Below are 23202 nucleotides of genomic sequence, written 5' to 3'. Positions count from 1 at the left end.
TTTACTGAGTTGATGAACATTTATACAGGAAGGTTAACAATCTACTTTATAGTTTAGGTCCTTTTCGATATTTGAACCATCCCATTTTATAAAAGGCAAAGACCATTACGCCTACAAGCCCAATCATAATGCCCAGTACAATAAAATAATTATATTTTCCCGTCAGTTCCGGCATATATGAAAAGTTCATGCCATAGAGGCCAGCAATAAACGTCAACGGTAAGAAAATAGCTGACATCAGCGTTAGCGTAAACATGATTGAATTCATACGATCCGAGTTGATGGACATAAAGCTTTCTCGAATATCATTTGACAAATCCCTGCTTGCTTGCATAATTTCAATCATATTTAATAGGTGGTCATAAATATCATTAAAATAGCGAACCTGCTCTTTTGCTTTTAACGCATTGGTTGACATAATACGATACATTAAATCTCTCATGGGGTTTAAAATCCGGCGCATTCGTGACAAATCACTTCGGATGTCATAAAGCTGCCTCATTAGTTCATCCATAGGTTCGTCTTTTGCATTGTCTTCAATGTCGTCTATGTGATCTTCAAATTTATAAAGCACAGGGAAGTATTCATCAACGGTATGATCTAAGAGTTCATACATGATATCCCATGTTCCATCTTCGGTAGCCTCAGGGTCTTTTTTGATAAGCTCCCACACTCTAGCCACGCTCGTTAGCTTGTCCAAGTGGTAAGTGACTAAAAAGTTATCCCCCACAAATGCAGATACTTCTAAGTGCTCAAGCTCTTCTTTATGAAGTGCATAATACACTAAAAAATAATGCTCATCATACAACTCAAATTTAGCCCGCTGACCTTGATTCAAACAGTCCTCAACTGCTAAAGGATGAAAATTAAATTGTTCAAGCTGCTTTTTTTCTTCCTCGGTGGGATTGTAAAAATCAACCCAATACCATTGAAAGTCATGGCTTGAACGAATCTCATTCATTTCTATCTCTTTAATAGCTCCTTCTTTGGTTTTAGCTACAATTTTAATCATAAGATAACCTCTGTCTTTTTTGATACTATTCTCTGCACATACCCTTTTTACCATTTTGTTAAACTTTTTTCTTTTAATGTACGCCTTTTCTTGTCTATACATACGATGATGGTGACGACAAGAGAACAAAACGGTGAGGAGGTATATCCATATGTATGAATTTTACTCCCGGCATGAAGAATATTGGGAAGATGATACAAGACTAGACGAACAGCTTTTAAGAGATATAAACAAAGCTGTAAACGATGAGTTTTCCGCTATTCACTACTATACACGCCTAGCAGAGCTGGCTCCTAATGATCAGTTTCAACAAGCTATATTAGGTATTCGGCAGGATGAAATTAAACACTTTGACTGGTTTTCTAAAGCCTATTATGATTTATCAGGCAGCTACCCACAGATTTCATTAAACATAAAACTGCCAAATACTTTTCAAGAAGGGGTCTCTGAATCCATTAAAGATGAAGTAGAAACCGTTCCATTTTATCAATCAATCGCTAGAAGAATCACAAATGCTCGAATTCAAAGCCGCATTGTTCGAGCTGCGAGCGATGAACAGCGCCACGGTCAAATTTTTCGAACCATTCAGTCCCACTTCTCATACTAAATAATACGCTTGCCACTGCAAGCGTATTATTTAGTATGGTTTTATTATTATCTCTTACTTTGTAGCATTAAATTCTTCTTTAATTTTTTGGAGCAGCGTTTGATTGGTTAATACGTCATACCCTGTTAATGCCATTGTTTTTGCACCAAGTATCATTGCTTCTCTTCCTTGCTCACTTAAAGCTGCTTCTCTAAATTCGTGCGTATGACAAACAAAATAATCATCACAAATTTGAATATACGGATGAATAGCCGGAACAACCTGACTCACATTCCCCATATCTAAAGATCCATGATCGCCTTGGTCTTCCGTAATGCTTTGCTCGCTCACACCTAATGAGATGAGATTATTTGTATAGACGTCGGATAATGTTTGATTCGTTTGCATATCATCATAAGAAAACTCATAGTTTGAGATTTTTAATTTTGTTCCTGTCGCTAAAGCAGCACCATGTGCACATGCCTTCACCTTATCTGTTACTTCATCTACATATGCACGAGTTGAAGCGCGAACATAAAATTGTGCTACTGCATAATCCGGTACAACGTTGGCCGCCTTGCCACCCTCTGTAATCACTCCATGAATACGTACATCCGGCTTCACATGCTGGCGAAGCGCATTAATGCTATTGAACGTTTGTAATACACCGTCTAGTGCATTGATTCCTTCATGAGGGGCAGCGGCTGCATGTGCAGATTTTCCGAAGAACTCAAACTGAATCGCATCCATCGCAAGAGAACGCCCGCTTTTTTGATGACAGTAATAAGGGTGCACCATCATAGCTACGTCTAAATGATTAAAAATACCTTGTTCAGCCATCGTTACTTTGCCGCCTCGTGTTTCCTCTGCAGGCGTTCCGTATACGTATATTTTACCGCCCGTTTTTGCGACTGCTTTACTCAGACCAATACCAGCGGCAATTGACATGGTTCCAATTAAGTTATGTCCGCATGCGTGTCCGAGATCCGGCAAAGCATCGTACTCTGCCATAAACCCAATCGATGGACCTGGCTTTTGACTGTCATAAACAGCGGTAAAAGCCGTTGGCAAGTCACATGTACCAATTTCAACTGTGAACCCTTGTTCTTTTAAAACATCTGTTAATGCTTTGCAAGCCTTAAATTCTTCATGGCCAAGCTCAGGATTTTGTCCAATATATTTGCTTACATCATAAAATGTATCCTGTAATTTATTAATTGTTTCATTTATTAATTGTTTCATTAGTTGTACTCCTCTTTTAAATATTTAAACAAATTATAGTATATTTATTCGTTTTTTGAAAGCTAGTTTTTAAGACGTGTTTTCCTATCACCTTAATATGCCTTATAATTAAACTACTAACTGTTTTAAAGAAGGTATGCATAATGATTAACGTAAAAAAATTTAATTTTTTAGGCGGTCGTATTATTAAAACAGGCATTGCCGTTTTTTTGACTGCACTCATTTGTCAGTCCGTTGGCTGGCCGTATATGCTCGCTGTTATTACAGCCATTGTTACGATTGAACCAACCGCTGCGGATTCTATCAAAAAAGCGTTCATTCGCTTTCCTGCTTCAGCAATTGGAGCTGCTTTTGCCATGATTTACACATTTCTTTTAGGCGTAACGCCGCTTACCTATATGCTTGTTGCTGTTTCTACTATTATATCCTGTTATAAATTGCGTTTACATGCCGGAACACTCGTTGCAACGCTAACAGGAGTGGCTATGCTGACGATTGTGCACGACCATTATTTCATATCATTTTTAATTCGCCTAGCGACCACTAGTATTGGGCTGCTTACTTCTTCACTTGTAAATATCATTGTTCTTCCTCCTAATTATACACCGATTATTACGAGGAAAATTCAAAATCTCTCAAAACAAATGAGTAGCGTCTTACAGCAAAGAGGAAGCGAACTTTCTCAAGTACACGCTTGTCATAAACAAACAAAGCTTCAATTTCAGCAGCTTTCTGCTGAAATTGAAAAAATTGAGACGCTTTGTGAGTATCAGCGAAAAGAATGGAAATTTCATCATTTCACTCGTACAGCTATGAGAAAATTCCACTATGAATATAAGAAACTTTCTCTTATGAGGCAGCTTGTCTACCATATTGGTAATTTAATTTATTTGCCCGCTCATCAGCTGCAAAGTGCAAAACATCAAGTGATTTGGGACACTTTCACTTCCTTTCATAAAGTCTTACAAAATGAACAATATAAAAGCTCTTTGCAGCATCAAACGCTTGTTTTGACTTTAAAACAAAGGTTTTGGGCACATAAGCAGGAAGAAAACAGAGTGGATCAGCCTTTTTCAACAGAAACAACCATGCTGTACGAACTTCTTGCGATTCATCACCTGCTTGAAGAACTACACCGTATTCATCGTTTGAAGGAACGCTATAACTTAAACAATTCGCCTGTCTCACTTTCTTCATAAAAAAATCCTCACAAATGTGAGGATTTTCTTGTTTACGAAACTTGTGACTCATCTTTCTTATATTCTTTCTCCCAGTAGTCCGCATTTTTAATTCCTAGCTTAACAGGATCAAATACGGGGTCTACCCCTTGTTTTTTCTGAGCTTCATAGTCTTTTAATGCAACTAACGCAGGCTTAGCTAAAATTAAGATAGCAATTAAATTTAGCCATACCATAATACCAAGTCCTGCATCACCTAACGCCCAAGCTAATGAGGCTTGTTTCACTGACCCGTAGAACGTAGCTCCCAGCAGGACAAGTTTTAATGCAAACATAGCCCACTTCCCGTTCTTTCCGCGAGTTAGATAAGCAATATTTGTTTCAGCAATGTAATAATAAGCCATGATCGTTGTAAACGCGAAAAAGAATAGGGCAACTGCCACGAAGCCAGCTCCAAACCCCGGCAACACTGTTTCAATAGCAGCTTGTGTAAATCCAGGTCCTGCTTCTACACCCGGTAAATTTGAAATAATAAATGAACCTCCCGGTCCTTCCGTGTTGTACATGCCTGTGAATAAAATCATAAACGCTGTTGCTGAACAAACGAACAGTGTATCAATATAAACCGAAAAAGCTTGTACAAGACCTTGTTTCGCCGGGTGTGAAACTTCTGCTGCAGCTGCTGCGTGCGGCCCCGTTCCTTGTCCTGCTTCGTTTGAATAAATGCCGCGCTTCACTCCCCAAGAAACAGCTAAACCAACGATTCCTCCAAAAGCAGAATCTAATGCAAAAGCACTTTTAAAAATAAGAGCGATAACTCCCGGCAACTCCGAAATGTTCATGGCAATAATAATAAGAGCTAAAATAATATACCCAAGTGCCATAAAAGGTACAACGAATTGGGCTACCCCTGCAATACGCTTAACGCCTCCAAAAATAATAAAAGCAAGAATAATAACTAATCCTACTGCTGTAACCGTTGGACTAACACCAAATGCATTGTCGATGCCAAGCGCGATGGAATTGGACTGAACGCCCGGCATTAAGATACTCATCGCAACAAGGGCTGCAATGGCAAATAAAATGCCATACCATTTCATACCTGTTCCTTTTTCAATGTAGTACGCTGGACCACCTCGATATTGGCCATCTTGCTTAACTTTATAAATTTGAGCCAGTGTTGATTCGATGAATGCACTAGAAGCACCAATAAAAGCAACTGCCCACATCCAAAATACAGCCCCTGGACCTCCAAAAGCGATAGCTGTCGCAACTCCAGCAATATTTCCTGTTCCAACTCGTCCCGACAGCGCTAAAGACAGTGCTTGGAAGGAAGAAACTCCTGCTTCTGAGCTTTTACCCTGAAACATCAGCATAACCATGTCTTTTAAGTGTCGTACCTGTAAAAACCTTGTTAAAATCGAGAAAAACAGGCCAATCGCAAGACACCCATAAATAACAGGCGTGCTCCATAGCACATTATTCAAACTCGTTACAAATTGCTCCAAACGATAACCCCCTTATTTTTTGATTCAGACTATTTTAAATTATAAGTTAAATTATAAATTTTAACAATAAAACTCTAAATTAAAACTTTTTTTTAGTTAAAATACACAAAAAAAGTTATAAACCCCTCAAAAACATCCAATAAGAAATCGTTTACACTCCATAATTATTGCTCTCAAAAAAGAGATATCTGCACCTTTCTTCTCAAGAACACATAGGCTATAGGAGTTATTTTCTATTAGAAGGTGTGAAAAACAATGATGAGAATCGAGCCTTTATTTTATCGTTCTTTAGCTCTAGACCTTCTTTATGCGTGCGTCTTAGCTTATAAGCAATACGCACAGGGAGGCACATTTGATGTACCTGAAGGCTACCGGCTTATTAAATCGTTTAAAGCTTCTGCCGTAGGGGTGCAAGAATGGTTTGGTTTTATTTTAGAATCTGATGACTCTATCGTAATTGCCTTTCGAGGAACTCAATCTGAGGCAGATTGGATTGCTGATGCTCGCATTAGGCAGCGCCCCTATCCATACAATCAACGAGCCGGGCTCGTTCATGAAGGTTTTTTAGCCGTTTACGAATCATGCCGTGATGAAATTTTTGAAACATATAAATCGCTTCCCACCAAGCCCATTTATATAACGGGGCATAGCCTAGGTGGCGCACTCGCTGCTCTTCATGCCTTAGATGTCGCCACAAACGCATCTTTTCCGGAAATTACAATGTACAACTACGGAGCTCCTCGAGTAGGGGATCCTCAATTCGTTCAAACATACACAAATCTTGTTTCAAATAGCCGCTGTTTTGTTAACACGACGGATACGGTTCCTAAAATCCCTCCGAAGCGACTCTATTCCCCTTCCACCAAGCAAACAATTTATTACGATCAAGACCCTCTGCAACTCTCATTTACCATCCAAACAGGCTCTACCGTAGGGAACCATAATCCCCAAACATACAGTGTTGGGATATGGATGATGTCGGATTACCCTATTTTGGTCCAAAAATAAAAAAACAGGCGGAATGCCTGTTTTTTTATGCGCCAATTGCTGTTTTGATTTCTTCTATTTGTTCTTGGTGACGCTTTTCATGATAGCCAATAAAATCAATCCATTGCTTTAAATCCATTAACCCAAACACAGGATGTGGAAACGATTTTTGCTTTAGGTTTTCTTCACTGGCTGTTTCTTCTAACTCTACTAAAGCCGCTCTTGATTCCGCCAGCTTACTCTTCATTTCTTCTAATGTCTGATTTTCATTAGAAGGCGTAACTTGAGCCGGTGCATCTACTTTTCGAGAACGGTCTACCGCTAAATGAAACGGCTTATCTTCGGTTGGCTGATCTACACCGTTTTCTAACTGATCCTTTACACGTGAAACAATCATGCGCTCCATCAAATATAAATGTTCTAATACTTGCATAACGCTCCATGTATTAGATGCTGGCTGCTGATTTAATTGTTCATATGTTAATGATTCTACACTGTTCAATACATCATTTCGAAACTGTTCATTTTTGTTCATTGTTCATCCTCCTCTAGGATTCCTCTAGCTTATCGTATCAAAAAACTCTTCTATATAAAAAGGATATCCCTTTACTTAACCATGTTTTAGCTGCAATTGTTTCACGTGAAAAAAATATTTTTTCTATTTGACATAGATCAACTGAAGTGTTATATTTAGATTTCTGGCTTTTCTTTAAGAGCTGGACATAGTGAAAGTAACTTGAAAGGATGTATCGTACAATGCAAGGTAAAAATACTGGCATTCGACACATGTCTTTGAACAAAACTTATTCACACTGGATCGGCTTCGGAGCCGTAAGGATGCAAGAGAGGTAGGGCTTGCGTCGTTTAGGTTAATCGATCATGTGGAAAAACAAACCGCGGCAATGGATGAAATCCATGCAAGCACAATCAATGCTAATTGTGCCCTAACAACAACGAAACATACAAAAACCGTAATCATGGATTTTATAAAGAAAGTAATCATTTTGTTTTTACACTTGCAAAAAGCAAGTTACTGATAAGAAACACGAACAAAAGCGAGCAGATGCATCTGCTCGCTTTTTTAATGATGATTTTTTATTTACTTTATCATTTCTTTTTTAGGGAATCTTATAAAAAAGCCAAAACCAATATGGTTTCGGCTTTTTTCTTATTGCCCTGCTAGTACATCAGCAAATGCTTTTGCATAAGGAGGAAGGTCTGGCGGACGGCGGCTTGAAATGATGTGGCCGTCGATTACGACTGCTTCATCATGCCAAATAGCTCCCGCATTTTCCATATCATCTTTGATTCCTGGCGTACTTGTTACGTTTCGGCCATCTAAGATTTTTGCAGAGATTAATACCCATCCTGCATGGCAGATTTGGCCGATTGGCTTTTGCTGTTCATCCATATGACGAACCATTTCAATTACTTCAGGGTAGCGGCGCAGTTTATCCGGCGCCCAGCCTCCAGGTACTAAAATAGCGTCATATTCAGCTGGATCAACATCTTTAAATGCATAGTCCGATACGGCTGGAACACCGTATTTCCCCATGTACGTTTCGTTTGCTTTTTCTCCAACTAAATGTACTTCTGCTCCTTCTTCGCGAAGACGCATCACTGGATACCATAGTTCTAGATCTTCAAAGTCTGCACTAACAAGCGCAATAACTCTTTTATTTTCTAAGCGCATCGTAACACCTCCGCCATCAGTATAGCATGTTGGAGAATAAGATTGAAAATAAGGAACTAAATTGTACATAATTAAAGGATTTTTCAAGTGCCCTTCAGAAATTTTTTGTATGCCAAATGATCTAATTTTATATTTTTACTTGACTGGGGACAAACATCACACTACAATGTGTAGTGTGATGTTCATAATGTTGTAAAATTATCCAAATAAGAAAGACTTTATTTAATTGCTACATTTCTTTTCACGGGCTTTTACACTACATAATGTAGTGTTTTTCAAATACACTTAAAGGAGGAAGTAAAGTGAATAAAAACGTCGAAATTGGATCGCTTATTATTCGTTTAGTATTAGGTTTTACATTTTTAGTACACGGCTTTCAAAAATGGCAAGGGGGAATTGAAAATACAGTAGGCTTCTTCGATAGCTTAGGAATCCCTGGTTTCATGGCATATATTGTGGCAACAATTGAACTTGTAGGTGGGGTTCTGATTATTCTTGGTCTAGCAACAAGAGTCGTAGCTGCTTTATTTGTGGCAGTTATGCTTGGCGCTATTTTTACAGCCAAGCTTAAAAGCGGATTCGTTGGCGGGTTTGAGTTTGATATTGCCTTAATTGCCATGTCTGCTCACTTATTTGTTGCAGGAAGCCAGTTCCTTGCTCTTGATAAAGTGGTATTTAAAAAGAAAGAAACTGCTTTTTCTCTTCAAGAAGAAAGCAGTAAATAAAAAAGAAAGCTTATACTCTCCCAATATAAGCTTTCAGGTTAGTCCCGCCGTTTGAGGCGGGCTTTTTTTATATTTGAAGCAGCAAATTCGCAAATAAAGAAGAACGCTCGGACAACGTATCAATTTGAATATGTTCATATTCTGCATGTATTCCTTTTCCGCATGCTCCTAATCCATCCAACGTGGGAATGCCAATAGCCGCTGTAAAATTGCCATCACTTCCGCCTCCAACAGCTGCTTCTTCTAATTTCATACCCAGTTTGGCCGCAATTGACTGAGCGCATTCAAATAACTCTTCCGTTTGTTTAGACTTAACCATTGGAGGACGATTCATGCCTCCTGTTACTTCAATCTTAATCCCTTTTAAAATGGGCGTTAAATTCAAAATAATATCCGTCATACGTTTTGCTTCTTCTTCTGTAGAAACACGTAAATCCACGTGCGCTTCTGCATATTCCGGCACTACATTTGTACCGCTGCCTCCGGTAAATGTCCCAACGTTCACCGTTGTACCTTTTTCATAATCGGTTAAGCTCTGCAGAAAAATCACTTGGCGCGCTAGCTCTTCAATAGCATTGATTCCTTCTTTGTGGTGATTACCAGCGTGGGCTGCTCGTCCCCACACCTTTACGGTGAAAATCCCCGCTCCTTTGCGCGACGTTTTTAACGCACCTGAACCCGCCACCGCAGGTTCTGCTACTAGCACTGCTTCACTTCTTTGTGCTTCTTCTTCTATATATTTTTTAGAGGAAATTGATCCAATCTCTTCATCTGAATTGCAAAAAAACACAATTTTTTTATCCAGCGATAAGCCAAGCTCTTGAATCGCTTTAATCGCCCATATAGATTGTATAATGCCGCCTTTCATATCTAAAATTCCCGGACCATAAAGCTTGTTTCCTTCTGTTCTTAGACTCAGCCTTCCCTTTTCCCATACCGTGTCAAAGTGACCGATAATTAAAAGCTGCTTCTCTCCTTCTCCAATCGTAAATTTCAAGTGGTTTCCTACTTCTTTTTCTTCTATGATTTCATACCCTACGCCTAAACGCTTCTGAAACAGCTGCGTTAAATACATTCCACACTGATCCACTAACTCTTTACTGTAGGACGGTGATTCTTTTTTCACAAATCCAACTAAATCTTCGAGCATCTCTTGTTCATGTTCTTTTAAATAACTAAATACGCTTTGTTCTACCATTACCTGACTCAAATCAATTCCTCCTCCAAACAACCCCTGCTGCTTGTGCATTCATTGCTTTTATTTATCGTACGTATGAGTATGTTCTACGTTTCACATAACGACCTTAAATTATCCTTAATTATAATGGTTTTCAGACAATTTTCCATCCTTAAAATACAGATAATACTTTAACTTATTCATAACCGACCGAAAATAGCCATAAACTTCAACAAATTTATACAAAAAAGCTTCAATCTTCAACAGATTAAAGCTTTCATTTTATTAATTGACATTTATTTTGATATTTTTCCCTTTTGACTTCACACTTACAAAAACAAACATAGACACTAAAAAAACAAACAAAATAACGCCAACCATTTCAAAGTTTACTTCGGCCCATGGATTAAAGAAAGTGAATGCTAAGTAGAAGGACACCCCGTATGCGAGGATAACAATAACCCAGCCCATCAAGCGGGAAGCAGATTGCCCAAACTTACTCGATTCATTCACCATTTTATGTACAATCAGTGAATCGATTGTATCTGTCAGCATCATACCAAACATAAATACTAGTCCTAATAAAAGCGGCGTATATTTGCCTGCGTTCCCTACAGCTAGAGACCACACGGCCGTTTGACTGACCGTTTCAGCCGCTAGGGCAAACAGCGCTCCTACAAGAATAATTAAAAAAGGATTCGTTGTTCCTTTTGCGATTTTCGGAATAAACTTCCCTTTTAACCCGCTCACCTGAAACTCTTCTTCTTTGTTTTTAGTTCGAAGCAAATGATATGTGTTTAATGTCCCAATCAGAAAGAGAGAGATGATAGATACCCAAGATGCAAAATGATCGAAATATGCTGGAAACGTAAAATTCTTCATCACTACGCCCAGCACCCCGGCCGTGACGGCCACCATTCCTCCATGACCTAGTGAAAACAGCGTTCCGACCCACGGAGCAAAACGGCTGCCCATTCGCCAATTATATCGGGTCTGGCCATCAATAAAAGCTAAGTGATCTGCATCTAATCCGTGCCTGATTCCTAATAAAAAGACAAGTAAAAAAACTGATAAACCTTCCATTTCCTACACTCCTTTTTTTAAAATAAAACGTAAAAAAGCCTCAATTCTATAGAAATTGAGGATGTGTCGGCATATGAAAATAAACAGTAATTGCTCACTGCGTACCTTGATACACCGCCTCTTTCCTAGAAGAGTCAAGTGTACAGAATAGGTAGGTCTCCTGGCTTGAGATCATCATTTTCTACCGCCTTCCCCGTTTTGAGTGACGATAAGATAGAAAACTCCCTGCTTACAGTGGCTGGACCGCTCGAGATTTGCACTCGATTCCCTGTTACCTCTTACGCTATGTAAGAGCACCTAAACTGTGCGAATGATTCATTTTCTTCCTCATTATACTAGTACTCCTTACAAATGAATAGAGAAAATTCAAATAAAAAAGCCCTGCTGAGCTTTACATGCTTAGCAGGGCTTTTTAAAGCAATTAAACTACTTCTACCGTTACGTCTACGTTGCCGCTGATTGCTTTTGAATACGGGCAGTATGAGTGGGCTAGGTCTACATATTTTTTAGCTGTTTCTAAATCTAAACCTTCGATATGAGCTTCAAGCGCTACAGCAATTTTCACTCCTTGATCAGCTTTATCTGGAAGCAGCTGAACCGTAGCTTTTACTTCACTGCTTTTAATTTCTACGTTATGTTTTTTCAACATAAATTCTAACGCGCTGTTGAAACAAGCACTGTATCCAGCTGCAAATAGCTGCTCTGGGTTTGTTGCTGTTGTTGCTTCTCCACCAAGCGCTGGAGGTGTTGCAACGTCTAAATTAAAGATATTATCTAAAGAATGAACTTCTCCTGTTCTTCCACCTGTGTTAACGACTGTCGTTTCATATAAAGCTTTCATGTATAAATCTCTCCTCTTTTTTAGTAATTTTATTAAAATTTTTTATTTATCGTTTCTGTAATTTAATTGTACACAATTTAATTTTAAAAAACAAGTGTTAAATACATTAAAAATTTTCCAATAAAAAAAGCCGCGTATATGCGACTTTTTCTTAATAATATTGAGACTGTTCGTCATAAGCTGATTTTCGAAAAATAGACAAGTTGGTAATAGCCCTCATCAGTTTCGTATTAAAAATAACATAATGAATAAACAGCGCCAGCACGCAGCCTAAAACGGCTCCTGTTAACACATCGAATGGATAGTGAACGCCAACCCATACCCGTGAAAATGCAATGAGTGCACCCATGACAACCCACATGCGCCCTGAACGTTTGAAATGCAGCCAGATGGTAAAAGTGATAACTAATGCAGATGTAGCATGATCGCTTGGAAATGAAGAATTCGCGGCGTGATCAATAAGCTGATTCACGTGGTGAGAGATAAACGGACGATCTCGATAAGCAAATAAACTAATCACTTTATTGATAATGACTCCTGTGGCACAAGCACATAAAGCTTGAAATGCTACAACACGGCTGCCGTTTTTATTAATAAGTAAAAACAAGCCGAGTAAAACAATAAGTACATACTGGGCATAATCTGCAAAGAATACCATTAGCGAATCTACAAACTTCACATGCGAGGCATACTGATTCACCGCATGGAAAATGGTATAGTCTACTGAATTAATAGCTGATAACATAATCGAAATCCTTTCTTATTTTTAAATGTCATTAGCTATCTTATCAGTTTCTTGGGAAAATGAACATGTTTTTGTCAGAGGCTTCCTAACTGGTATTTATAAATAACGTATTCAGGATGAGTAGTAAGCCAACGGACTTTTGCCCATTAACTTACCTGTGAATGATCCACAATGTTTTTTTGCAAAAAGATTTCTTCTAAAGAAGGTTCTTCTACGTGAACTTGATAAATATCGATGCCGCATTGAATCAATTCGCGAATAATCAGAGGGATATTTCTCTCTTTTTGAAGCATCACTTTTGTGTACGTGTGATGGTATTCCACGTCCGGACTCACCGTACGGAAAAACTGTTGAATATATTCTTTGTGGCTGTTTGGGTAAGGATCATGTTTGATTATCACCGTTTTTTTCGCTTGGTATTGAAAGCGCAGTTCTTCCATTGTCCCTTCTATTAAAATAATCCCATTTTTCATAATCGCTACACGCGTACAAATCTTCTCAACTTCATTTAAATTATGAGACGTCATAAAAATCGTCTTGTCTTGATTTTGAAGTTCTCTTATTAATTCATGAATGTGGAGAGCAGATTCAATATCTACTCCAGAAGTTGGTTCATCTAAAAAGATAAGATCTGGGTCTGTTATAATTGCTTGAGCAATTCCTAACTTCTTTTTCATTCCAAATGAAAACTTTCCAACTTTCTGATGCTCATGTCCTTCTAATCCTACTTTCTTCAGTACATCAATACAGTGTTCTTTCGAAAAACGATGGCCATTTATCTTTAAAAAATAGCACAAATGATTGAGCGCTGTCATCTCATCGTAAAAGTTAGCATAGTCAGGAAGCACGCCTATTTTCTTCTGAAGCTCTAAATCAATATCACTCTGTCCCAGCAGCGTAAATTCTCCTGCTGAAGGAAATGAAACGCCGGTAAGCATATTAATAAATGTAGACTTCCCTGCTCCGTTTCTCCCTAAAAATCCGTAAATTTCTCCTTGTGGTACCTGTAAATTAATACTATTAACAATTGTTTTAGATCCATACTTTTTAGTTAATTTACTTGTTTCAATAGCATACATATTATACTTCTCTCCTTTTAAAACTCCAAAGTGCCGTACATAAACAGAGTGCTGCAAAAATAAGAAGAACCGTTAAATACCCTTTCTCCAACTTTAAATAGTAGTAAGGTGTCACATACTTAAACCATGCAATGTACGCTTTTGATGAAAATATGCTCCATCCACTCAGTACCGGTAGAACAAACGATAAAATAATTGATAAAAACATAGTATGAGTTGGACTTGGTATTAAAGCTGAAAGCATTAAAACAAATGAAATGATACAAACGGTGAATAGCAGGCACTCTAAAAATATATAAAAAGAAAAATGATGCGAAATAAACCCAATCAGTAGAAAAGAAATAGAGATACAAACAAGCCAGAAACAACAAATTCCTAAGAATTTTCCTAGTACAATACGCTCTCTTGATGTTTTGGTAACTAAAAACCTGGCTGTTCTTGTTTTAATTTCTTGATTAATAACATTATGAGAAAGACTTGAAATAAACAAAGGTCCGAATCCGAGAAGCATCACCAAAATCCCTCCGTTGGCTCCATCTCGAATCTGTGCGCTCGTCAGTTGACCTCCAAGTTGACTAACTAGATGGGCTATTCCATAGGAAGCACCGCATACGATTAAAATAACGATAATTGATTTAACACTTTTAAATAAGCTTTGAAACTCTTTCACACTAATGGCCCACATTTCGAAAATCTCCTTTTAAATAAGTTTGACTGCTATCATCCAACAAAAGGATGATTTACTTCCTCCGGTAAAGCTTTTTTCTCTTTGGGCTTTCCGTTCCAAGAAAAATTTGTCCATATACGCAGTAGCTTTTCCAGCGGTCCAGTTTGGAATTTTTGCACGTACACATAACTGACGATCAGCTGAATTCCGTATATACCGATGCAGACAAAAATCCCTGCTATCATGCCGAGCTTTCCGAAATAACCTAATCCATAACCGTAAAAAATCGTCGTGCATATAACCGTTTGCATTAAATAATTACTAAGCGATATCCTGCCTACGCTTTCAAAAGCCTTCATCAAAAATGACCTCTCGCATCTCGCATATACCCAAGCAAAGCCTGCAACATAACCAAGAGATAGGAGACTCCCACCTAACATATGTGTAGAACCAGCCCAATTAGCATCTGGCCATACGTACATAGTTCCTTTTAACAGCAAGCTAAGCGGAATCAACACGGCCGCCCAACGGCCATACTGTTTTTGATTAGCTGAAACGTCGTAAAACCACTTTTTCTTCCCTGCGTACATGCCAAACAAAAATAAAGCACCCATTATAAATGGTGTAAACAAGAAGGCAAAAGCAAATTTATATCCTGCTATATTCATCGGATCAACGTTGTTGCGGTGGTCTTTAATTTGTTCATAAGTTCCACTTCCATACACATGAATCGTATCTTTTACGTATGTGGTAAGCGTTTGTTTATCACTAAGAAGATACATATTATCGTTTAATGAACCGTAACCAGCTGCTCCCGTAAGAACTAGTAAAATCGATGCCCATACCAACAGCGTTTTAGCTTTACGGTTTAAAAAGAAAACTAATAAAAATATCCCCATCATTCCGTAAAACGTAAGAATATCTCCTTCCCATAAAAGTACTCCATGCAGTAGGCCAAACCCTAGAAGCAGAAGAAAGCGGCGAAAGAAATGCCTTTTTACTCCTAACTGCCTTCTTTCTAAGCTTTCTTTCATCTTCACCATTGAATAACCGAATAAAAAAGTAAAGATTGGCATAAAACTTTCTTCTACCGCGACTTTTAAAAAGACATAGGCTGCTGAATCACTTGGTGATAGCGAGAAGAGATGAATCATATCCTTTCCGTAAATGCCATATTGAAAAATCAGCATATTCGCTAGTAAAATACCAAACAAGCTGAATCCTCTCATACTATCAATTACTTTAACCCGCCTAACATCATTACTCATCCTTTTAACTCCTTTACTATGTGTCTGTATATTTAGTATATGAAATGAAGTTTTCAAGAAAATAAACGGGAGATTATCTTTTCTTTAACATTTTCCATTTTTGTTAATCTTTTCGTAATGTTCTTATGCTAAAATCGAATACGTATGAAATGAAACAGAGGTGATTTATATTGGAAGATGCATCTATATTACTAGTTGATGATGAAATTGCTATTGTCAAAATGCTGGAGACAGTATTAAAAAAAGAAGGATTCAACCAAATCTATAAAGCTCACACCGCTCAAGAAGCGCTAGATGTTTTACATAATAAAACGATTGATATTATTTTGTTGGACGTCATGCTTCCCGATAAAAGCGGATTTGATATTTGTCCTAAAATTCGTGAGCTCTCAAACGCATATATCCTGTTCATAACAGCCAAAGTATCTGACTTGGATGTGTTAACGGGTTTCGCCATGGGCGGAGACGACTACGTAACCAAGCCATTTAATCCTTTAGAGATTGCGGCACGAATTAAAGCACGATTGCGCAGAAAACAAGCGCTGACGGAAAGAAGTCCTGTAAAAATGAAATTACAGCCTTCAAATCGCTATGAGTTTGATCGTTTTATCGTAGATGAATCCGCTGGAGAGCTCATTGTAGATGGTCAAACGGTTGCTTGCCCCGCACAAGTATTTTTGCTGCTACTTCATTTTTGTAAAAACATGAACGTGGTTCTTTCTAAATCACAGCTGCTTGAAGCCGTTTGGGGATATAACCAGTTCGTAGACGATAATACGGTAACCGTTCATATTCGAAGAATTAGAGAAAGAATCGAAGATAACCCTAGCAATCCAAAACATTTAGTTACGGTACGAGGGCTTGGATATAAATTAGTGAACGGCAAAGCCCTATGAAATCAATTAAAAGAAGGTTGACCTTTCATTTTTCATTTCAGTTTATTGCGATTATTGCATGTGTTTGCTGCGTTCTTTTTTGCGCTTTAATGTTTCTAGCTTATTACCTTTCAAAGCAAGATATAAAAAGAGACTTACCCTCTGGATCACTTAGCGTATTAACCGGGGATACAACAGTTGAAGGTGGAAAAGCAACCGTTTCAGATGATTTAGCAAAACAGCTTAAACAGGAAGGGTTATGGTACCAAGTACTGAACAAACAAGGAAAAGTAATTGGAGAAGTTAACTCCCCAAAAGACTTACCTAAGCACTACGGTCTTTCAGAGTTATTAGAAATGGATAAAACCAAAAAATTTAGAAACTATAATGTCGTAACAGAACTTGATACCTTTTTGACTACACCTACTTATTATATTTTGGGCTATAAAAGTGATTTAAAAGAACAGCTTCAGGCTTTGTATGGTAAATATAATAAAGAAAGGGTACCTCCCAAAAGCGATATCCCTCTTATCAAAAAGGCGTTAAAAGAAAAAGATGCTTCGCTTCAAATTTTAAATGAGAAAGGTGATATCTTAGCTTCAATTAGAATACCTAAAGAAAAAACACGTTACGATCCTTTAGAAATTATTTCCCGAAAAATTGAACAAGATAAATATGATTCAACAGCTACTGTATTCCATGATCCAAAGAAGAAAATTTCATGGGTTTTTTACACTCCTAATAATTACCACAGTATAACCGATGAATCTATTATCCGAAAAGCTTGGATGATCTCCATCATCGTGGCGGTTTCTGTTCTTATAGCCACTATCACTTTCTCCATCTGGAACGCTTTTCGCTACGGTGGCCCCTTACTTCTCTTCACCAGCTGGCTCGGGCGCATGGGAAGCGGAAACTATTCAGAAGTGCTAACAGAAAAAGAGCGGAAGCGCGTCTTTCGGAAGAATGGAAAAGTACGCTTTCAATATCGTTTGTATTCAGAAGTAATCACAGCTTTTTATGAGATGGCGGAGCAGCTTAGCTTAGCTGAAAAAGAACGAAAGCAGCTAGAAACCACTCGTGAAGAATGGATGACTGGAATATCACATGATTTGCGAACACCCCTTTCGACGATTCAAGGATATGGTCATATGCTTGAAAGCGGCTATTACAATTGGAACGAAGAAGAGCTAAAAGAAATTGGCCAAACGCTGCGTGACAAAAGTGAATATATGGTGGGGCTTGTAGAAGATTTTTCACTGGCCTTTAAGCTTAAAAATAATGTGGTTGCCTTAGAAACGAAAAAAGTGGACGTTCATCAATTGCTTCAGCATATTGTTTTAAAATTCGTTAACGATCGAACTATTAAAAATGTGCAATTCTCTTATGTACCCGTTCACCTTCAACCTTTTATTCAAGCTGACCCGCGCTGGTTTGAACGAATGGTTGATAACCTAATCTTTAATGCTATTAAACATAATCCGGAGAACACCACTATTACAATTTTGACCGTTCTAAAAAGTGACAACGTCTTGATTACAATTCAAGATGATGGGATTGGAATGGATGAAGAAACGCAGAAAAATTTATTTGACCGCTATTACCGCGGCACAAATACAACCGAAAAAACAGAAGGTGCTGGACTCGGCATGAGTATCGCAAAGGCCATTTGCGAACTTCATAAAGGGCATATTGAAGTGAAATCCACTCCTAACCAAGGCACTGCCATTACCTTGCATATTCCTCTTTCAACCAATCAGCAGCCGGGCTAACCTCCAGCTGCTTTTATACACCTCAATCCTCTCCATGCTATAATGTACGCAACTATACATAGACACAAGGGGGAATTTTTTTGAGTAAAGGCAGAATTTTAATTGTAGAAGATGAGCGCAAAATTGCTCGTTTAATTCAGCTCGAACTTGAACATGAAGGCTATGAAACCGGCATGGCTTATACGGGCACAGAAGGATTGGCAGAGTTTCAAGAACACGATTGGGATTTGCTGCTTTTAGATGTGATGCTTCCTGAACTGAGCGGGCTCGAAGTACTTCGTCGCATTCGAGCAAACGATGATCAGACGCCCGTTATCTTATTAACCGCTCGAGACGCCCTTCCTGATAAGGTAAGCGGACTAGATTTAGGAGCGAACGATTACATTACAAAGCCCTTTCAAATTGAGGAGCTTTTTGCACGTATCCGCGTATGGCTTCGCCATCCTGCGTCAGCATCTCCTGCTGAAAAAGAAGCAGATACTCTGCAGCTAGGAACTTTAGTTGTTAATGAAAAAACGCGAGAAGTCACGCGTGAAAATGAAGCTATTGAGCTGACTCCTAAAGAATATGATTTACTTGTCTATATGCTTCAAAACAACAATCAAGTGCTAAGCTTTGAACAGCTTCTTACAAACGTATGGGGATTCGATTACTACGGAGACACGAATATTGTATACGTATACATTCGTTATTTGCGCAAAAAAATTGATGCTCCATTTTCAACACCCTACATTCAAACAGTGCGCGGCGTTGGCTATATGCTTAAGGAGTAGCTTATGAAACTGCAAACAAAGATTATCCTTACATCAACTGCCCTGCTTTTTATTCTCTTAGTAATTGCAAACAGTTCGATTTACTTCATTTTCAAGAAAACCATGGAAGACAACGCAATTGAACGTTTGCAAGCAGAAACAAGCAACGTAACAAATGGGCTAAAACAAACCAGTGCGACGGTTAAACAAGCCAATTTGCTTCGTGCCTATTTGCCTCCTAACGGGATGATTCGCATTTTGCCTAAATCAGGGAGTCCTTTAGTTGTATCGGTTACTGATCAAACCAAAGAACTTCAGGACTTACCTTATTCTTATTATTCAAATGAACAAACAACCATCAAAGAAGACGACGGCCACCTATACGCAATTTCGCATACTCCCGTCATTTGGACGGACGGCGAAGTTGTTTCTTTGGAAGTCACAGAACAGCTGGCAGATGTGGAACAATCTCTGCAGACATTAAAATTCATCTTGCTTATTGCCTCTCTTGTTATATTAATTCCGACCATATTTGCCGGACGGCTTTTAAGTAAAATCATTTTGCGGCCTATCAAATCTCTTATTCATACTATGGAAGAAATTCAAGTGTCTCGCACATTCAAAAAAATCGCTCTCTCTTCCTCTTCTAAAGATGAGTTAGATCAAATGGCCAACACCTTCAATAATATGATGGATTTATTAGAGGAAAACTATAAAAAGCAAGAGCAGTTCGTATCCGATGCTTCTCATGAATTAAAAACACCCCTGACCGTGGTAGAAAGCTATGCCAATATGCTAAAACGATGGGGGATGAAGCGTCCAGATATTTTAGAAGAAGCCATCGAAGCCATTCACTCTGAGTCTTTACGCATGAAACAGCTTACGTCTCAAATGCTGGTGCTTGCGAAAGATGAGTCGCAGTGGAAGCTTCACATGGAACACGTAGATGCGGCGGCCGTCTGCAGACAAACAATCAAACATCTAGAACAAGCCTTTGAACGAACCATTTATTTAAACGTAAAAACCGATCAGCCCGTCGTAACAGCCGATGAAAAACGCTTAAAGCAGCTGCTGTACATCCTCTTAGATAATGCCATTAAATATAGTGAAAAAGCAGTGGAAGTAACTATAACAAGAAGCGAAAGCTTTAGGATTACGGTCACAGATCAAGGAATTGGTATTCCAAAAGAAGACTTATCAAACGTGTATGAACGCTTTTTTCGCGTAGATAAAGCAAGAAATCGAGAAACCGGTGGTTCAGGGCTTGGATTATCCATTGCTCGAAAGATTGTAGAAACTCATAGCGGACGTATTGAGATTAGCAGCGATGAAGGAAAAGGGACATCCGTAACGGTTTGCTTTCCTCTTTAATTTCTCACCGTTTCTTAGAGATTTTTAAGAATTGCCTGCTATACTACTTTTTAAGATACTGGAGGTGAATGTATGAAGAAAACGGTGCTTTTTATACTTATTTTTCTTGCCGTTGGTTCAGCTTGCTTTTACGGAATAGCAAAAGCAGTGAATCGGCCTGATACACTTTTATCCGAATCGGACGTCAGCAGTATCATCCAGCAAAAATATGGCGGCACTATTGAAAATGCAAGCTTTTCTCAAAAAGATGATGAACCGATTTATCAAATAACTTTGCTTAAAGATGATATGCCATACCACATCACAGTAAATGGAAAAAATGGAGAAGTCCAGTCATTAATCAAACAAAAAGTAGAGAAACAAACGTCTACTCAAACTAAAAATGATACAGAAGAAGAACAAAAAAAGAGCGAGCAGCCACCAGTTTCTCCTACATCCGACGAGCCTCTCATTTCAATGGAACAAGCAAGAGATATTGCTTTACAAAAAGTAAAAGGAACGTTTTCCTCAGTTGAAATAGAAGAGGAAGAAGGCCAAACCTTCTACGAAGTCGAAATTGATCAGTCTAAAACAAGAGAAGCTAAAGTAATGATAAATGCTTACTCTGGGCATGTAGATTCCATCACCTATGAAAATGACGACGATTAAAAGTACAGCGAAAAGCTGTGCTTTTTTTATACACCTTTATTTATTTCTAAGAAAATTTTAAACTTCTTCTTCTTTTCCTTTAAAGTTCATTGGCTAAGATAGTCTTAACAACAAATCAAGGAGGCTGTAACATATGAAAGTTATTACAACCGTTTTAGCCAGTGCAGTATTAGTCAGTGGATTAGGTGCAAGTGCATATGCCATGACAGATCAGTCCAAAAGCAATGACAAGAAGCAAACCACAACGATTGAAGAAGCAAAGGCAAAAGACATTGCTCTTCAAAAAACAGACGGCGGTGACATTACAAATATCCAATTAGCCGTAGATGATGGCGTTAAACAATATGAAGTAGACATCACAAAAGGTAATAAAGAATACGATGTAGATATTGACAGCAGCAGCGGTAAAATCATTGAATTTGATGAAGACCCAAAAGATGATGATGAGAAAGAAGAGAATCTCCAAAACGCTTCCCCTGCCATTTCATTAGATCAAGCGATAAAAACAGCTTTAAAAAGTGCTAAAGGAACCGTTAACGAAACGGATTTAGACCAAGAAAACAACCGTTTAGTATATGAAATTGAAATTGACACAGCCGATAAACGTGAAGCAACTGTTTCAGTAGATGCCAAAAACGGTGACGTAATCAGTGTAGAAATAGATGATTAATAGAAAAAGCACGCTCCAAAAGGAGCGTGCTTCTTTTTTATACCGCTAATTTAATAACCGTTAACACAATACCAATCAAGAATCCACATAGAGCTCCGTTCACTCGAATCCACTGCAAATCTTTTCCGACATTGTTTTCCATCATATCCACAAGCGTTTCATCATCTAATTTATCTAAGTTTTCTTGAACAAGCTGCCCAATTTTTGAATGATTCTCGTCTACAAAACTCATGATTTGCTTTTGAATAGCCGTATCAATTGCTTCTTGACGCTGTGCATCCCCTTCAAGAGCATTCAGCCAGCTCTCTACGTAAGGAACGGCGTAGCTTTTCATAAATTCAGGGCTTTCAATAAATGCCGTCACTTTCGCTTTCATTTTATCGACGATTTCTGTTAATTTATTCGTTACATTTAATTCATTAATCGTTTTTTGTTTCCATGCTTCTAATTTCTCAAGAAGCTCTTCATTGTGTTCCAAGCCTTGCAGCTCTTTTCTAATTCCATTTACCAAAGCAAGGCGATATTCATCATCTTCATTACGAAGACGACCTGTAATAGAAAGCAGTAGATTTTGCAAAATAGACCCTAGCTTCTCTTCGTTAATCATGCTTTGAAATGATTTGAGAGCAAATTGTAAAATACCGTCAAGCTCAATATTATCAAGCGCATTTTTAGCAATACTTCCGAGCTGATACTGGGTTTCTTCTTTTTTAATCCAGCCCTCTCCCTTATTTAAAAGAACATCAAGTGCTTTTTCATCATACTGATTTCTAACCACTTCTCCAACAATCGAATGCACAATAGGCTTTAACTCTATTGCTGAAAGCGATGACTTGAGCTCTTTTTCAATAATAGGAACTACTTTCTCTGTATCCACACGATTAATCGCATCAACAAGCAGTGCTGTTCCTTTTTGTTGAATCGTTTCCGAATGAACACCTTTTCGAACAATCGGAAGCAAACGCTTTGTAAACGCAATTCTTTTCACTTTTTCTTGAATGCTTTCTTTTGACAGCCAGTCGTTTTCAAGCGTTGAGACTAACCCTTTTGTAATACGCTGCCTGTTTTTAGGAAGCAGCGCAGTGTGTGGAATAGGAATGCCTAAAGGGTGACGAAAAAGAGCCGTAACTGCAAACCAATCCGCTAAGCCCCCGACTAATCCAGCTTCGAACCCACCTTGAAGCAACCGACCCCAAATTGAATCACCAAAAGGCATGGTGGCAACGAAGCCCACTCCCATAATCGCCAAAGAAATCGTGGCCAAGTGCTTTGATTTCTTTTTTGGGTTTGTTGTAAATACATTATTTGATTCCATTGTAGTCC

The 23202-nt window shown here is 38.4% G+C and carries 24 protein-coding genes and 1 riboswitch; of the genes, 11 read left to right on the top strand and 13 right to left on the bottom strand.

From position 1 onward, the window contains the following. Positions 1–46: 46 nt before the first annotated feature. Positions 47–1012, bottom strand: a complete 966-nt coding sequence (gene corA / locus CEQ83_RS01615) for a magnesium/cobalt transporter CorA (protein WP_028412482.1) — start codon at positions 1010–1012, stop codon at positions 47–49. Between the two features lie 151 nt (positions 1013–1163). Between corA and CEQ83_RS01610 the strand changes: the two genes are divergently transcribed. Further along, positions 1164–1619 (top strand): ferritin-like domain-containing protein, encoded by a 456-nt coding sequence (locus CEQ83_RS01610; protein WP_028412483.1) that lies wholly within the window; start codon positions 1164–1166, stop codon positions 1617–1619. A 54-nt stretch (positions 1620–1673) separates the two neighbouring features. On the opposite strand, the gene CEQ83_RS01605 is transcribed toward CEQ83_RS01610, so the two are convergent. Beyond that, positions 1674–2840, bottom strand: a complete 1167-nt coding sequence (locus tag CEQ83_RS01605; RefSeq protein ID WP_028412484.1) for a M20 family metallopeptidase — start codon at positions 2838–2840, stop codon at positions 1674–1676. A 143-nt stretch (positions 2841–2983) separates the two neighbouring features. Between CEQ83_RS01605 and CEQ83_RS01600 the strand changes: the two genes are divergently transcribed. Further along, entirely contained in the window at positions 2984–4039 is a 1056-nt protein-coding gene (locus tag CEQ83_RS01600) for an aromatic acid exporter family protein (RefSeq protein ID WP_028412485.1), read from the top strand. A gap of 32 nt (positions 4040–4071) precedes the next feature. Here CEQ83_RS01600 and CEQ83_RS01595 read toward each other — a convergent pair whose 3' ends face one another. Beyond that, positions 4072–5526 carry an alanine/glycine:cation symporter family protein gene (locus CEQ83_RS01595; protein ID WP_028412486.1) on the bottom strand — a complete coding sequence of 485 codons (1455 nt, stop codon included), beginning with the start codon at positions 5524–5526 and terminating at the stop codon, positions 4072–4074. A gap of 255 nt (positions 5527–5781) precedes the next feature. Here CEQ83_RS01595 and CEQ83_RS01590 point away from each other — a divergent pair, with 255 nt between their 5' ends. Then, on the top strand, positions 5782–6534 hold the full coding sequence (locus CEQ83_RS01590) for a lipase family protein (RefSeq protein WP_034327418.1): 753 nt from the start codon (positions 5782–5784) through the stop codon (positions 6532–6534). Positions 6535–6559: 25 nt separating this feature from the next. On the opposite strand, the gene CEQ83_RS01585 is transcribed toward CEQ83_RS01590, so the two are convergent. Next, the gene (locus tag CEQ83_RS01585) at positions 6560–7048 is read right to left on the bottom strand and encodes a DinB family protein (RefSeq protein ID WP_028412487.1); all 489 of its coding nucleotides are present in this window, start codon (positions 7046–7048) and stop codon (positions 6560–6562) included. 346 nt (positions 7049–7394) lie between these two features. On the opposite strand from CEQ83_RS01585, the gene CEQ83_RS27320 reads away from it, so the two are divergent. Next, positions 7395–7550: a hypothetical protein gene (locus CEQ83_RS27320; RefSeq protein WP_014461889.1), complete on the top strand. Its 156-nt coding sequence runs from the start codon at positions 7395–7397 to the stop codon at positions 7548–7550. Positions 7551–7681: 131 nt separating this feature from the next. On the opposite strand, the gene CEQ83_RS01575 is transcribed toward CEQ83_RS27320, so the two are convergent. Beyond that, positions 7682–8206, bottom strand: coding sequence for a type 1 glutamine amidotransferase domain-containing protein (locus tag CEQ83_RS01575; RefSeq protein ID WP_098999452.1), 525 nt, complete (start codon positions 8204–8206; stop codon positions 7682–7684). Positions 8207–8508: 302 nt separating this feature from the next. Between CEQ83_RS01575 and CEQ83_RS01570 the strand changes: the two genes are divergently transcribed. Then, positions 8509–8931: a DoxX family protein gene (locus CEQ83_RS01570; RefSeq protein WP_028412488.1), complete on the top strand. Its 423-nt coding sequence runs from the start codon at positions 8509–8511 to the stop codon at positions 8929–8931. 67 nt (positions 8932–8998) lie between these two features. Here the strand turns inward: CEQ83_RS01570 and CEQ83_RS01565 are convergent, their stop codons facing one another. The 7 genes from CEQ83_RS01565 to CEQ83_RS01535 form a co-directional block, all read right to left on the bottom strand. Beyond that, the gene (locus tag CEQ83_RS01565) at positions 8999–10162 is read right to left on the bottom strand and encodes a M20 family metallopeptidase (protein WP_034327426.1); all 1164 of its coding nucleotides are present in this window, start codon (positions 10160–10162) and stop codon (positions 8999–9001) included. 231 nt (positions 10163–10393) lie between these two features. Next, entirely contained in the window at positions 10394–11191 is a 798-nt protein-coding gene (locus CEQ83_RS01560; RefSeq protein WP_047751749.1) for a HoxN/HupN/NixA family nickel/cobalt transporter, read from the bottom strand. A gap of 133 nt (positions 11192–11324) precedes the next feature. Next, positions 11325–11507, bottom strand: a riboswitch (cobalamin riboswitch). 105 nt (positions 11508–11612) lie between these two features. Next, positions 11613–12032: an organic hydroperoxide resistance protein gene (locus CEQ83_RS01555; RefSeq protein WP_028412491.1), complete on the bottom strand. Its 420-nt coding sequence runs from the start codon at positions 12030–12032 to the stop codon at positions 11613–11615. A gap of 151 nt (positions 12033–12183) precedes the next feature. After that, on the bottom strand, positions 12184–12777 hold the full coding sequence (locus CEQ83_RS01550) for an undecaprenyl-diphosphatase (protein ID WP_033580715.1): 594 nt from the start codon (positions 12775–12777) through the stop codon (positions 12184–12186). A gap of 146 nt (positions 12778–12923) precedes the next feature. Further along, positions 12924–13856 carry an ABC transporter ATP-binding protein gene (locus CEQ83_RS01545; protein ID WP_098999451.1) on the bottom strand — a complete coding sequence of 311 codons (933 nt, stop codon included), beginning with the start codon at positions 13854–13856 and terminating at the stop codon, positions 12924–12926. 1 nt (position 13857) lies between these two features. Beyond that, a complete protein-coding gene (locus CEQ83_RS01540; protein WP_014461898.1) occupies positions 13858–14541 on the bottom strand; it encodes an ABC transporter permease in 684 nt (227 codons plus the stop codon). A gap of 35 nt (positions 14542–14576) precedes the next feature. Further along, positions 14577–15791 (bottom strand): DUF418 domain-containing protein, encoded by a 1215-nt coding sequence (locus CEQ83_RS01535; RefSeq protein WP_155016980.1) that lies wholly within the window; start codon positions 15789–15791, stop codon positions 14577–14579. Between the two features lie 170 nt (positions 15792–15961). Here CEQ83_RS01535 and CEQ83_RS01530 point away from each other — a divergent pair, with 170 nt between their 5' ends. The 6 genes from CEQ83_RS01530 to CEQ83_RS01505 all read left to right on the top strand — a co-directional run bounded on the left by CEQ83_RS01530 (position 15962) and on the right by CEQ83_RS01505 (position 21879). Continuing rightward, positions 15962–16687: a response regulator transcription factor gene (locus tag CEQ83_RS01530; protein ID WP_155016979.1), complete on the top strand. Its 726-nt coding sequence runs from the start codon at positions 15962–15964 to the stop codon at positions 16685–16687. Next, positions 16684–18438, top strand: coding sequence for a sensor histidine kinase (locus tag CEQ83_RS01525; protein WP_155016978.1), 1755 nt, complete (start codon positions 16684–16686; stop codon positions 18436–18438). The genes CEQ83_RS01530 and CEQ83_RS01525 overlap by 4 nt, the downstream gene beginning before the upstream one ends. Before the next feature lie 80 nt (positions 18439–18518). Further along, positions 18519–19211, top strand: coding sequence for a response regulator transcription factor (locus CEQ83_RS01520; protein ID WP_028412498.1), 693 nt, complete (start codon positions 18519–18521; stop codon positions 19209–19211). A gap of 3 nt (positions 19212–19214) precedes the next feature. Then, positions 19215–20561 (top strand): HAMP domain-containing sensor histidine kinase, encoded by a 1347-nt coding sequence (locus CEQ83_RS01515; RefSeq protein WP_098999447.1) that lies wholly within the window; start codon positions 19215–19217, stop codon positions 20559–20561. 72 nt (positions 20562–20633) lie between these two features. Continuing rightward, positions 20634–21209, top strand: coding sequence for a PepSY domain-containing protein (locus CEQ83_RS01510; RefSeq protein ID WP_155016977.1), 576 nt, complete (start codon positions 20634–20636; stop codon positions 21207–21209). 133 nt (positions 21210–21342) lie between these two features. Beyond that, the gene (locus CEQ83_RS01505) at positions 21343–21879 is read left to right on the top strand and encodes a PepSY domain-containing protein (RefSeq protein WP_155016976.1); all 537 of its coding nucleotides are present in this window, start codon (positions 21343–21345) and stop codon (positions 21877–21879) included. A 37-nt stretch (positions 21880–21916) separates the two neighbouring features. On the opposite strand, the gene CEQ83_RS01500 is transcribed toward CEQ83_RS01505, so the two are convergent. Beyond that, positions 21917–23194, bottom strand: a complete 1278-nt coding sequence (locus CEQ83_RS01500) for a DUF445 domain-containing protein (protein ID WP_155016975.1) — start codon at positions 23192–23194, stop codon at positions 21917–21919. Positions 23195–23202 lie beyond the last annotated feature (8 nt).

Origin of the sequence: Priestia megaterium (assembly GCF_009497655.1) — a bacterium.
Taxonomy (GTDB): domain Bacteria; phylum Bacillota; class Bacilli; order Bacillales; family Bacillaceae_H; genus Priestia; species Priestia zanthoxyli.
Note: the sequence above shows the minus strand (reverse complement) of the source record. Positions and strands in the feature narration are given on the sequence as shown.